The following is a 13025-nucleotide window of genomic DNA, read 5'->3' as shown; positions in this document are numbered from 1 at the left end:
TCATGTTTGGGTGGATAAAAACCCGAGTTCTATCCGCCTCTCCTTTAACGGGGAGAGGCGCTGAATCAGGCTGGTGGCAGATCGGTGCCATTGGTGGATTGTTACTGCTATCCAGCCTTGCAACTCATGCCGTTGCCGCCTGTGACTGGCCGGAATGGCAGCAGTTCAAACAGCAGTACATCAGCGAACAAGGGCGAGTGATCGATCCTAGCAGTCCGAAGAAAATCACGACCTCGGAAGGACAAAGCTACGGACTCTTCTTTGCATTAGTGGCCAACGATAGGGCTGCGTTCGACAATATCCTGCAGTGGACACAGAACAATCTGGCGCAGGGCGATCTCAGTGCGCGGCTTCCAGCCTGGCTGTGGGGAATGAAAGAGAAGAATCAAGAAGGCAAAGAAGAATGGGGCGTTTTGGATACCAACTCAGCGTCCGATTCTGATTTATGGATTGCCTATTCGCTGATGGAGGCGGGGCGGCTATGGAAGGTGCGTAGCTATCAATCGCTCGGCGTCTTACTGCTTCAGCGTATCGCGAGCGAAGAAGTGGCTGAGCTGCCGGGATTTGGCGTAATGCTGCTGCCCGGACGTGTCGGCTTCTCTCATCCACCGGTGTGGACCGTTAACCCGAGCTATTTGCCGCCACAGTTGATGGCGCGGATGGCTCATTTTCATGGCCCATGGGCGGCGCTGCATAAGAATAACCAGCATCTACTGCTGGAAAGTTCACCGAAGGGTTTTGTTCCCGATTGGATTGATTGGCGTAAAGGTAAGGGCTGGGAAGCAACGCCGGATAAGCCAAATGTCAGCGGTTATGACGCGATTCGCGTTTATCTCTGGGCAGGCATGATGGCCGATGAAGATCCCAGCAAAGCCGCATTAATTAAACAGTGGCAACCGATGGCCACCATGACCGCTGAGCTGGGTTATCCGCCGGAAAGAGTTAATGTGGCGACCGGTAAAGCGACCGGATATGGCAATTCGGGGTTCTCGGCGGCGCTATTGCCATTTTTGGCTGGTTCAGAAGCTCAAGCCATTCAGCGACAGCGGGTAAAAGATAATCCACTCGGTGACGACGCCTATTACAGCTATGTACTAACGCTATTTGGCCAAGGATGGGACCAACAACGTTATCGTTTTAATTTAAAAGGTGAGCTATTACCTCACTGGGACAGCAGCACATGCGTAAGTATCGCAACTTCTCATTAAGTGGATTGAGTCTCTCAATCGGCCTATCCCTCGCGTCTATGACCGGCGTTTCTGTGGCCGCAGATACCGTGGTTTCCCCAGAACAATGGTTGCTGGAACAAATCCGTGTGGGTGAGGCCAGCCATCGCGATGATTTGGTGAAGCAGTCGTTGTATCGCTTAGAGCTGATTGACCCGAACAATCCTGATGTTATCGCTGCGCGTATGCGCCTAGCGTTGCGTCAGGGCGATCAGCAGCTTGCGCAACAGCAGTTGGATAAATTAAAAACACAGGCCCCCGAATCTGAAGCTTATAAGCAAGCCAAGATGAATATGGCGCTAACCACGCCGGAAGGCCGTCAGCAGCTACAGCAGGCACGTTTATTAGCCACCGCGGGACATGTTCCCGAGGCTATTGAGGCATACCAAAAACTGTTCGACGGTACCCCGCCCACGGTGGATTTAGCGGTGGAATATCTGCGGGTGGTGGCGCGTCAGTCAGGGCAAGAAGCCAATGTGATTAATCAGCTAGAAACGTTGCGCAAAAGTAATCCCGGTAACGGTGAATTGCAAAGAACGTTGGCCAGCATGCTGTTAGGCACCAACCAAACTCAGAAAGCTTATGCGGTGTTGGAGAAAATGGCCGCCAACGACAGTACGCGCGGCGATGCTGCAGATTTGTGGATGGGAAGCATTAATCAGCAGCCTGTGAGTGCACAAAGCGTGGCCGCGTTGCAGCGTTATCTGACGGTGTTTGGGCAAGATCCATCTGCTGCCGATGCACGTAAAAAACTGGCTGACCAACAGAAATTGCTAACGGATCCCGCGTATGTTGCTCGTTCCCGTGGTTTGGCAATGGTGGATTCTGGCAAAGGCGGCGTTGCTATCCCCGATTTGCAGAAAGCGCTGGTGGCGAAACCTAATGATGCGGATGTCTTAGGTGCTTTAGGTCAGGCCTATGCGCGACAGGATAATCGCACGAAGGCGTTGGAGTATTTCCAACGTGCGCTAAAAGCGGATTCTACGGGCTATGACCGTGATAAATGGCTCAGCTTAATCAAGAGTAACCAGTATTGGCTGGCGATTCAGTCCGGCGATAAAGCGTTAAAGGCCAACCAGCTCGATAGTGCTCAGCAAAAATATCAGCAGGCTCGTGGTATCGATAATACCGATAGCTACGCGCCATTAGGGTTGGGTGATGTCGCCGTTGCTCGCAAAGATGACGCCAGCGCGGAGCGCTATTATCAGCAAGCACTTCGTCTGGATTCAACCAATAGCAGCGCGGTTCGTGGGTTAGTGGGTATTTACCAACGACAGTCGCCAGAGAAGGCGCTTGCTTATCTGGATAGCCTACCGCGTGGGCAGCGAAATGCGATGCAGGGCGCGATTAATAGTATCCAAAGCGATGTGTTGCAGCAGCAGGCTCAGGTGCTGGAACAACAGCAACAGTGGGCGGGGGCAGCCAGTAAGCTACAGCAGGCTTTGAAATTGTCGCCCAACGATGTGTGGTTAACCTATCGTTTGGCTAAAGATCTGCATGCGGCAGGCCGCACAGATGATGCTGACCGCGCTTTTAGCACCCTAGCGCAGCAGCTACCGGGCGATCCGCAGCAGGTTTATGCCCATGCGCTGTACCTTTCCAGTACCGACCGCGATCGCGCAGCGCTAGCTCTGGTGGACTCTCTGCCGAAAACCAAATGGGACACTGATATTCGCGAGCTTTCAGATCGTTTGCACTTTGGCGAGACGTTACAGAAAGCGCAAGACCTACGCGATGCGGGGCATGAAGACGAAGCGATTGCTTACCTACGTCAGCAGCCGGCGAATACACAGGTGGATCTCACCCTTGCGGATTGGGCCATGGAGCGTGAAGACTACGCTGCCGCCTTGGCGGGCTATCGCGGTGTGCTCCAGCGAGAGCCCAACAATCCATCTGCGCATCTGGGGGAGATTGAAGCCTTTATTGCGCAAGGGGAGTTAGAGCAGGCTCGCTCTCAGTTGCAGGCATTACAGCAAGAGAAACCGGCTGATGCGCCGAGTATGAATACCGAACGCCGTGTGGCTGGTGCTTGGGCATCGGTGGGAGATATGTCCAAGGCGCAGGAAATTTTTGATCGCATTACGCCGCAGGCGGCTAAATCGCCAGGTCAGGCTGGTGCGTTAGTGATGCGTGATGCGGCTCGTTTTGAACAAAAACAAGGCCATCCCGATAAAGCTCTCGATTATTATCGCGATGCCATGGTGACTTCGGGTATTGCGCCAAGCAAACCACAGGACAACGATACCTTCACACGTCTAACGCGTAACGATGAAAAAGATGATTGGCTCAAACGCGGCGTGCGCTCTGATGCCGCCGATCTTTATCGTCAACAGGACGTGAACGTTACGCTGGATCACGATTATGCTCACTCAAGCGGCACAGGAGGGTATTCAGACCTCACCGCCAATACCACCATGCTGCAGATGGATGCCCCGTTATATGACGGGCGCATGTTCCTCCGCACAGACGTCGTGGATATGCAGGCCGGTTCGTTTAAAGGTGGCGCCTATAAAGAGAAATTTGGCACTTGCTATGTGAACGGCTGTAAACCAGGCAATAGCCAAAACTCTACGGGCGCGAGCTTGGCTGCGGGTTGGAAAAACGCCAATTGGGAAGGGGATTTCGGTACTACCCCGATGGGGTTTGATGTGGTCGATTGGGTCGGTGGGCTCAGTTATAGCAACGATTGGAACCATATTGGTTGGACGGTGAACGCGCATCGTCGCCCGATTTCTAGCTCATTATTGGCATTGGGTGGGCAGAAGGACGATCAGACAGGAACCACATGGGGAGGTGTGCGCCGTACTGGTGTCGGGATCAGTGGTAGCTATGATCGTGGCGAAGCTAACGGGGTGTGGGCCGATCTGAGTGCGGATAAGTTGACGGGGAAAAACGTCGAGGACAACAGCAGCATTCGCTGGATGGCGGGCTATTACTACAAGCTGATCAACGAAAATAACCGCCGCGTCACCATCGGGCTCAGCAACATGATTTGGCATTATGACAAAGATTTGAGCGGCTATACGCTGGGGCAAGGGGGTTACTATAGCCCACAGCAATATGTTTCCTTTGGCGTGCCGGTGAATTACCGTCAGCGTACGGAGAATTGGTCGTGGGAGCTTGGGGGGTCAGTATCTTGGTCACATTCAAAAACTAGCACGACCGATCGTTATCCGATTAAAAGCCTGCTCCCTGAGCCGGATAAAAAGAATAACAAGTATACGGATAAATATGATACGGATAGCGGCAGTAGCAGTAGCGGCGTAGGTTATACTCTGCGGGCGATTATCGAACGCCGAGTGACCTCTAACTGGTTTATTGGCGCCGGTGTAGATATTCAGCAGGCGAAAGATTACACCCCAAGCCATGGCCTAATTTATATCCGGTACTCGGCTGCCGGTTGGCAGGGCGATATGGATCTGCCACCACAGCCGCTTACGCCTTATGCTGATTTCAAATAATTAACTCAGCAGAAGGCTCTCAATGAGCCATTTGCGCATAAAAAGACCCGCTGTATTCTAATATGGCGGGTCTTTTTATTTTTTGGCTGTGCAGAAATTGGCTGAATTTGTGGTTAAAAATGGTGTAAAACACATCGGTTTAACACGATTACGCTTAAATCAGTGTAATTGTTTGTTAAAGAGTTCGGCTTTAGGGTTAAAAACCGATGTGATCAAGTATACTCTGGCGGGTAAATGGGCGGTTTTATTACTAGCCAACCAAACATGTCGCAATTTTTTTATGTTATCGGAGAGACAGTTTGCGAGTCAGTCGTTCCTTAACGATCAAACAAATGGCAATGGTGTCTGTTGTGGCACTTATTACGATTTGTATTTTTGTCGTGATTCAGTTGTTCCACTTTGTGGACCAACGCAAGGAGGACTACGTCCAGCAACTGGAGAATTTGGCGCATTCGGTTCGTGAGCCTCTATCGGAGGCGATGCTGAATATGGACGCAGTGAGAGCGCAGAAAATTCTCGATAGCCTCGTTCCCATTGGCATTCTCAGCCGTGCCGACGTCATGCTACCTAATGAGCTTCAAGCGCTTAAAGGGCGTTTTCCTCAGGAGCGGGCGGTTCCTGAAGCCGTCATGCAGATCTTTGATCTGCCCGTTCAGGTTTCTATGCCGCTCTACGGAACTGAACGAAATATTGCCGCACGCCAGCCATCGTCTTATCTGGTGCTACAGGCCGATTCGTTCCGTATTTACCAATTTATTCTCTCGACGCTGTCTACGATGGTGTCGACGTATCTTCTGCTGGCCCTGATTTTAACGGTCGCGATTAGTTGGTGTATGAACCGACTGCTGGTGTATCCACTGCGGGCGCTGGCGCAAGAGTTGCGCAGCATGCCGTTGGATGCGCCTAATTTTCATCAGCTAACGCCACCTCCGCTACACGGCGATGACGAGCTGGGATTGCTGGTGCGCAACTATAACCGCAACCAGCAGGCCTTGGAAAAAGCGCATCAGGTGATGAGCCGCATGTCGACGCGCAATCCAGTGACAAATTTGCCTAACATGACGCTATTCATTCCGCTACTGGAGCAACATTTGCTGGTTTGCCGGAAAGAAAACGCCGGCATTGTGGTGATTAATATTTGTACTCTGCAAGAGGCTATGGGCGTTCTTGATGCCGCTCAGCGTGATACGCTGCTGAATTCGCTCATTTGTCGGCTGAAAGCCTGTGTCAGTGAGTCTGATATGTTGGCGCAGATTAATCAGGATCGCTTCGTGGTTTTGGTGCGCAACGTTGAGATGCCGCATTCGCTGACGCTGTTCGCTAAAAACGTGATGGATATTATCACCCAGCCGCTCGATTTAGGTGCCATTGCGATCAGGCCAACAGCCTGTATTGGGATTTCGCTTTATCAGCCAGATCCTAAGACGCCGATTGATGCTAAGAGAGACGCAGAACAGCTGTTGAGTCAGGCCAGTTCGGCAATGAATGTCGCGGCGCGTGAAGGAAAAAATCAAATTTTATTCTTTGAGCCGACGCTGGCTCAAAAGGCCAAAGATCGGCTAACTAAAGAGACGGAGATTATGTCTGCCCTGACCCAAGGGGACTTCTCTCTCTACCTTCAGCCGCAAATCGACCTGCGTACAGGACGTTTAGCTGGGGCAGAAGCTCTCATCCGCTGGAATCGCCAAGATGGCGAACTGATGCTGCCCTCTGAGTTTATTCCTCTTGCCGAAGAGGTGGGGGGGATAGAAGCCTTAGGCGAGTGGGTGATCACCGAGTCGATGGAGATCTTATCGACATGGCAGAAACAGAATATCGGCGTGCCTATTTCTCTGAATGTTTCTGGTGTTCAAATTGCCAATCTTGACTACGTTGAGCTACTGGAGAGAATGCTGCTTGAGTATCAACTTGATCCGCATATGCTTCATCTTGAGGTGACGGAAACTGCTTATATCAGCAACATAACTCAGGCTGCCGAAATGCTAGCACGGCTGCGAAAAATCGGTATTAAGGTTGCGTTGGATGATTTTGGTATGGGTTACGCGGGCTTAAACTATTTGCAGCATTTGCCAGTGGATATTATCAAAATCGATAAAAACTTCGTCGATCAGATCCCTCATGATGATGCTCTCGTACGAATTGTCGCGTCCATTGCGGAGGTTCTCGCTTTAGACGTCGTGGCTGAAGGCGTGGAATCACACACTCAATGTGAGTGGCTGCTTAAGCACGGGATCTACTATGCGCAGGGATATTGGTTCTCACCGGCGTTGCCGCAAGATGAGTTTGAACGAAAATATTTCCTAATTTAATTATTCTCTTTTCGAAACAAATAATTATGGCCAGACTTCTGGCCATTCTTTCAATAAAACCCCTCTTTTTGTATTGATAACCCTTTTTTCATTGCGGGTTTGATGCGTTTCAGCTCATAAAAATGATAAAATTTGGTTACTAATTACAACATTGCATTTCCATATTGTTACGCCGGTGTTATTTTGCGTCCAACGCAGTACAGAGTCATATAAAGGAAGGTTGTACTAGGTGTAACCCTCCTTTGGTGCGTTGTATCTGATGCGTGCGTACCCGATAAGGAAGTGAATAATATGAAAAAAAATATCTTTAAAAGCCTTTATTTCCAGGTGTTATTAGCTATTTCACTGGGGATATTACTGGGCCATTTCTACCCTGACCTCGGCGCACAGATGAAACCTCTGGGCGACGGATTTGTTAAACTCATCAAAATGATTATTGCTCCAGTTATCTTCTGTACGGTGGTAACTGGCATTGCAGGTATGGAGAGCATGAAGGCGGTTGGCCGTACTGGCGCAATTGCTCTGCTCTATTTTGAAGTGGTCAGCACCATCGCGTTAATTATCGGTCTGGTCATTGTTAACATCGTTCAGCCAGGCGCTGGGATGAACGTCGATCCTGCCGCGTTAGATGCTAAGGCCGTTGCAGTGTATGCCGATCAGGCAGCGCAGCAGGGGTTGGTGGCGTTCATTATGGATATTATCCCTGGCAGCGTCATTGGTGCTTTTGCTAGCGGTAATATTCTTCAGGTTCTGCTATTTGCCGTGATGTTTGGTTTTGCACTGCATCATTTAGGTGAAAAGGGCCAGATGATGTTCAACTTCATCGATAGCTTCTCCAAAGTTATTTTTGGCATCATCAATATGATTATGAAGCTGGCTCCGATAGGTGCATTTGGTGCAATGGCCTTCACCATTGGTAAATACGGCGTTGGTACACTGGTACAGCTGGGGCAGTTGATTGTCTGCTTCTATATTACCTGTGTGCTGTTCGTGGTGTTTGTGCTTGGCTCGATTGCTAAAGCGACCGGATTTAGCATCTTCCGCTTCATTGCCTATATCAAAGAAGAACTGCTGATTGTTCTGGGCACATCGTCATCTGAGTCTGCGCTGCCACGTATGCTGGATAAGATGGAGAAAGTCGGGTGTAAAAAATCGGTAGTCGGGTTAGTCATACCGACCGGATATTCGTTTAATCTGGATGGTACGTCGATTTATCTCACGATGGCGGCGGTGTTTATTGCGCAGGCCACTAACTCCCATATGGATATCTGGCATCAAATCACTTTGCTGGTGGTGTTACTGCTCTCCTCCAAAGGGGCAGCCGGTGTAACTGGAAGCGGATTCATCGTTCTGGCAGCGACAATTTCTGCGGTAGGTCATTTGCCGGTGGCGGGATTGGCGCTGATTTTAGGTATTGACCGCTTTATGTCCGAAGCTCGTGCGCTGACCAACCTGATTGGAAATGGCGTGGCAACTATCGTCGTGGCTAAACGTGTTCGCCAACTGGATGAAAACCAAATGAGAGCGGTTTTAGGTAAAAAAGACCGCAGCGCAACGCAAACTCAGACGCTATAACCCTCCTATTTCTCGGTTTTTGTTACCGAACATGACGGATTGCCCCCATTCGCTTGATGCGAGCGGGGGCATCTTTATAATGTGCCCATTCATTTCTACAACCGCTTACTCTTCATGCGCGAGTTACAGATACGTTGGCAATAGATGTTTGCCATCTTCCTGAGACTCTCGTTATCTTAGTTTGGCGTTGCTTAGAATTTTTTTTCTCTCTGTCAGGAGACATAAGCCTACTCTCGTGGTCTAAAAATCGATGTTTGACTCATCACACTGAGTTAGCCGTTGTTATGGGCCAGATAGGTCATCTTCCTCAGGGGAATTCGTACATTATTGTCAGTATTTAGTAGGGGTTCACATGCAAGGCACCAAAATTCGGCTTATGGTTGGTGGATTGTTGCTGGCAGCGGCCAGCAGCACTGTGCATTCTGAAGCACTACAGCCCGATCCTGCGTGGCAGGAAGGAAAACTAGATAATGGTTTTTCATGGCAACTGCTCGCCACGCCACAGCGCCCATCCGATCGGATTGAATTGCGTATGATTGTGAGCACTGGCTCACTTGTAGAATCAAGCCAGCAGGTGGGGTTTGCCCATTTGCTGCCACGCTTAGCATTAACACACAGCGATAATTTCACCGCCAGCCAGTTACAATCGTTCTGGCAGCAAAGTATTGATCCTCAGCGCCCGTTGCCTCCGGCGGTGAGCTCTTATGATTACACCGCTTACAATCTTAGCCTGCCTAATAACCGCCCTGAACTGCTGAAGGATGCTTTGCAGTGGTTAGCCAATACAGCAGGTAAGCTGCAGATTGATAATAATACGGTGATTAGCGCGTTGCAGTCGCCGGAAAATCTCGTGGCGACATTGCCTTCTGATGCTAATGATCCTTGGTGGCGATTGCGTCTCAAGGGGTCAACGCTGTTAGGACATGAGCCTGGTCAAGGGCCAAATCGACCGGTTGATATCCAACAGCTGAAATCGTTTTATCAGCAGTGGTATACACCAGATGCTATGACCCTGTATGTGGTGGGGAACGTAGACTCCCGTTCTTTAAGCGAGCAGATCAATAAGGCTTTTGCTGAGTTAAAAGGTAAGCGTGAAACGCCTGCGACTCTGCCAACGCTCGCACCGTTGCCAAACACCCCCATTAATCTGATCGCCGATAATGCACAGCAAGACACGCTGTCGATCACATGGGATGTGCCTTGGCAACCCATCCGCGATTCGCAGGTTCTACAGCGCTACTGGAAAAGCGATTTCGCGCGAGAAGCCCTGTTTAGCCATCTGCAGCAGGTTTTAGCTAACAGCGATCTGAAAGGTTCGGTAAACCTGATGTTTGATTGCCAAGTGCAATATCAGCGTTCGCAATGTGCTATCCATCTGGCCACCACTCAGGCGAATTTGAATAAGGCTCTGAGCTTTATTGCGACCGAAATGTCTGCGGTACATGACGACGGTATTACTCAGCAAGAATTCGATACTATCGTTGCGCAGAAGAAAGATCAGCTCACGAAGCTGTTTGCCACCTACGCGCGTACCGATACTGATATTCTGATGAGTCAGCGTTTACGCTCTCAGCAAAGCGGCGTCGTGGATATTTCCCCTGAGACCTACCAGAAGCTGCGTCAGGATTTCTTGGCGACGCTGACGCTGGACGATCTAAATCAGGAACTGCATAACCAACTTTCCCGTGAGCCAACGTTAATCCTGCGCCAACCGCGCGGAGAGCCGGAAGAAAACGTGAAAGCGTTGCGTGATGTGTATAGCAGCATCATGGGATTGAATATGGAAGATGCGGCTGCGGCGGCTGATGCGATTCCAGAAGATACCTCTTCTGCGCCAGCGCCACAGACAGATCCGGCAGCGAAAGAAGAACCGACTTCAGCCCAGTAGCCTCTATAGTCACGCTAGTCTCTGAAAAGGGACTAGCGTGAAATTAGTCGGTTAAAACAGCGGGTATTTTAGCGAGGCATCGCGTCTTGCGGAATAATGGCTCCACGGTACTGAATGACGGTGCTGGCGGTTTGATGTCCACGCTGTGCAGCGGCGGCAGGTTCACCACCGAGCAGACGCACAGAGAGATAGCCGGCGCTGAATGAATCACCTGCGGCGGTGGTATCGATGACCTTATCTTTTGGCAGTTTGACGGCGGGCACATCGACGGTTTGGCCTGCGGCTGAAACGATGCAGGAATCTGCTCCGCGCTTAATCACCACCTCGCTCACGCCAAGCGCATGAGTACGTGCGATCACTTCATCAACGGGCTTTGCGCCCCACAGCAAATCTTCGTCATCCAACGTTAAAAAGGCGATATCAGTACAGGACAGCATCGCTGTATAGGCTGCTTGCGTCTGTTCAACGCTTTGCCATAAACGTGGGCGGTAGTTGTTATCGAAAATCACTTTTCCGCCGTTGGCACGGCAGCGTTTTAATAATGTTAGTAAGCGCTCACGACTGTTGTCGTTCAGAATAGCCAAGCTAATACCGCTCAGATACAGATAATCGAATTGCGCTAGCTGGTCACAGATAGCTTCGGCGCTATCGCTATCCAGCCAATAGCGGGCAGCGGCATCGTTGCGCCAATAATAGAAAGTACGTTCGCCGCTGGCGTCGGTTTCAATAAAGTACAGGCCCGGCAGTTTGTTCTCTAGGCGCTGAGTGAGCTCGGTTTTGACTCCCTCATGTTGCCACGCATTCAACATTTCATTGCTGAATGTATCGGTACCCAGCGCAGTGACATAATGTACCGCAAGTTTGGATTCTGGTACCTGACGGGAAAGGTAAACGGAGGTATTCAGCGTGTCGCCACCAAATCCGCGGGAAAGATCCGCGCCTTTTTGCGACAGTTCAATCATACATTCACCGATAACGGCAATTTTTGCACTTGAGTGTGAAGCAGTGGTCATGAAGAAAAACCTGTTTTATTGAGGATAATAAAGACGCAATAGCCTTAGTTTCCCCGTTGGAAAACCTATCGTCAATATAAATAAAACAGTGTTCTATTTTTATATGATATGGATCTAAAAATAGTGAGAGAGCTTCTGAATACCTCCCCCGAATGCAGGGAGGCAGAGCTGGATTCGGTGTGTAGATAAGCTATTTTTTCTTGCGCAGTTCCGTCACGCTTTTACCGCCGATTCCCCAATTGTCGGTTTCAACCTCTTCAATGATCACAACGGTCGTCGCCGGATTTTTCCCCATGGTATCCACCAGTAGCTGAGTGACGCCTGCTATCAGGGCTTCTTTTTGCTCGGCGGTGGCGCCTTCACGGGTGATTTTGATATTAACGAAAGGCATATTGATACTCCATTTGTCGAAAGGTGAGTCGATTATTCCCATAAAATGAACAAGCTGAATAGCTGTTCTATAGCTAACACAGATGCAATTTCAAGCATGACGGGTGTATAGCGATAGAACCCTAGATAGCGTAGCTCATTTGCGAAACTCCGTGATATCCACCATCTTTTAAGCGGCAGTGATTAAGCTAACAGGAAACTCAGTTAAAGATTTGAGGCCTCCTGCCGATAATTGCCTTTGTTAATTGTCCGTTTGGACGAAGAGTGATTCTCACAAGGTGTATGCGGATGGTGGACACATGAAAATTGGCAAGATGATGGCCACGGGGTGGATGGTGCCTCCGTTGCCCCCGCTAGAGCTCAATCAAGAAAAGAGCTACTGGAGTCAGTGCCAGAGAATGTATACTTTCCAACCCATTTATTGCACCAGCGGCGTACTTCTGGCAATAGAATTGCTTACTGCCGTGCATCATCCTGAAAACCCCGATTGCCGTTTATCCCCAGAAGACTATTTTGAACATATTTCTGAGAGCCTGCGTCAGGACGTGGTGCTGGAGCAGCTTAGATTAATCTATCAATGGCACGGTTTTATTCAGCAGAGCGATCTGCTCGTTTCCGTTAACGTCGATGGTCAAACTTTGCAGTCTTTACAGCGGTTGCCTGAAGCGCGAGAACTGTTGGATCATATGCCATACCTGCGGTTTGAAATGGTAGAGCACGCCTATGCCGCGCTGACGATGCCGATTCAATCGTTAGAAGATGTACACCGTTTATGGCTAGATGATTTTGGTAGCGGATTGGCTAATTTCTCCTCGTTGATGGAGTGCCGCTATGAGTTTGTAAAGCTCGATCGTGCCCTTTTTTCGTTTTTACGCGAAAGCCATGAAGGGATCCGATTATTTTATGCATTAGTAGCGCTGATGAGTCGCTATGCCAAAGGTGTGATTGTTGAGGGGGTCGAAACGTCTCAAGAATGGACACTGGTTAAACGCTCAGAGGCCTGTGCAGCACAGGGTTATTACCTTTCCCGTCCCAATCCATTTGATTTTTTGCATCAACTTCCTATGCGCTTTAGTGAGTAGTTCACCTTCCGTTTTAGCCCGTAAACAGGCGTATTTCTAAAAATTAACCTATTGTTATGTGTGGGATACGACACTTTTAGG

The 13025-nt window shown here is 49.8% G+C and carries 8 protein-coding genes; 6 read left to right on the top strand and 2 right to left on the bottom strand.

What is annotated here, in order from left to right; genetic code table 11:
- Window positions 1–2 precede the first annotated feature (2 nt).
- The 5 genes from bcsZ (at window position 3) to HMPREF3091_RS00095 (ending at window position 10459) form a co-directional block, all read left to right on the top strand.
- Entirely contained in the window at window positions 3–1208 is a 1206-nt protein-coding gene (gene bcsZ / locus HMPREF3091_RS00115; RefSeq protein ID WP_070713078.1) for a cellulose synthase complex periplasmic endoglucanase BcsZ, read from the top strand.
- Window positions 1181–4687, top strand: coding sequence for a cellulose synthase complex outer membrane protein BcsC (bcsC, locus tag HMPREF3091_RS00110; RefSeq protein ID WP_070713075.1), 3507 nt, complete (start codon window positions 1181–1183; stop codon window positions 4685–4687). Before bcsZ ends, bcsC begins: the two co-directional genes overlap by 28 nt.
- A 299-nt stretch (window positions 4688–4986) precedes the next feature.
- Window positions 4987–6996 carry a biofilm formation regulator HmsP gene (gene hmsP / locus HMPREF3091_RS00105; protein ID WP_210403531.1) on the top strand — a complete coding sequence of 670 codons (2010 nt, stop codon included), beginning with the start codon at window positions 4987–4989 and terminating at the stop codon, window positions 6994–6996.
- Between the two features lie 291 nt (window positions 6997–7287).
- The gene (locus HMPREF3091_RS00100; RefSeq protein WP_004091112.1) at window positions 7288–8571 is read left to right on the top strand and encodes a dicarboxylate/amino acid:cation symporter; all 1284 of its coding nucleotides are present in this window, start codon (window positions 7288–7290) and stop codon (window positions 8569–8571) included.
- 352 nt (window positions 8572–8923) lie between these two features.
- Complete coding sequence (locus HMPREF3091_RS00095; RefSeq protein ID WP_070713070.1) at window positions 8924–10459, top strand: M16 family metallopeptidase; 1536 nt, start codon at window positions 8924–8926, stop codon at window positions 10457–10459.
- A 68-nt stretch (window positions 10460–10527) separates the two neighbouring features.
- Here the strand turns inward: HMPREF3091_RS00095 and HMPREF3091_RS00090 are convergent, their stop codons facing one another.
- Entirely contained in the window at window positions 10528–11472 is a 945-nt protein-coding gene (locus HMPREF3091_RS00090; protein WP_070713067.1) for a 2-dehydro-3-deoxygluconokinase, read from the bottom strand.
- A gap of 190 nt (window positions 11473–11662) precedes the next feature.
- Window positions 11663–11863 carry a 2-hydroxymuconate tautomerase family protein gene (locus HMPREF3091_RS00085; protein ID WP_008815572.1) on the bottom strand — a complete coding sequence of 67 codons (201 nt, stop codon included), beginning with the start codon at window positions 11861–11863 and terminating at the stop codon, window positions 11663–11665.
- A 298-nt stretch (window positions 11864–12161) separates the two neighbouring features.
- Here HMPREF3091_RS00085 and pdeH point away from each other — a divergent pair, with 298 nt between their 5' ends.
- Window positions 12162–12944 carry a cyclic-guanylate-specific phosphodiesterase gene (pdeH, locus tag HMPREF3091_RS00080; protein WP_004091105.1) on the top strand — a complete coding sequence of 261 codons (783 nt, stop codon included), beginning with the start codon at window positions 12162–12164 and terminating at the stop codon, window positions 12942–12944.
- The last annotated feature ends 81 nt before the right edge of the window (window positions 12945–13025 follow it).

Origin of the sequence: Hafnia sp. HMSC23F03, from assembly GCF_001816025.1 — a bacterium.
Lineage (GTDB): Bacteria > Pseudomonadota > Gammaproteobacteria > Enterobacterales > Enterobacteriaceae > Hafnia > Hafnia paralvei.
Note: the sequence above shows the minus strand (reverse complement) of the source record. Positions and strands in the feature narration are given on the sequence as shown.

Coding starts and splice junctions, on each gene's coding strand:
- bcsZ (WP_070713078.1), top strand. CDS start 3: ATGTTTGGGTGGATAAAAACCCGAGTTCTATCCGCCTCTCCTTTAACG.
- pdeH (WP_004091105.1), top strand. CDS start 12,162: ATGAAAATTGGCAAGATGATGGCCACGGGGTGGATGGTGCCTCCGTTG.
- HMPREF3091_RS00100 (WP_004091112.1), top strand. CDS start 7,288: ATGAAAAAAAATATCTTTAAAAGCCTTTATTTCCAGGTGTTATTAGCT.
- bcsC (WP_070713075.1), top strand. CDS start 1,181: ATGCGTAAGTATCGCAACTTCTCATTAAGTGGATTGAGTCTCTCAATC.
- HMPREF3091_RS00095 (WP_070713070.1), top strand. CDS start 8,924: ATGCAAGGCACCAAAATTCGGCTTATGGTTGGTGGATTGTTGCTGGCA.
- HMPREF3091_RS00090 (WP_070713067.1), bottom strand. CDS start 11,472: ATGACCACTGCTTCACACTCAAGTGCAAAAATTGCCGTTATCGGTGAA.
- HMPREF3091_RS00085 (WP_008815572.1), bottom strand. CDS start 11,863: ATGCCTTTCGTTAATATCAAAATCACCCGTGAAGGCGCCACCGCCGAG.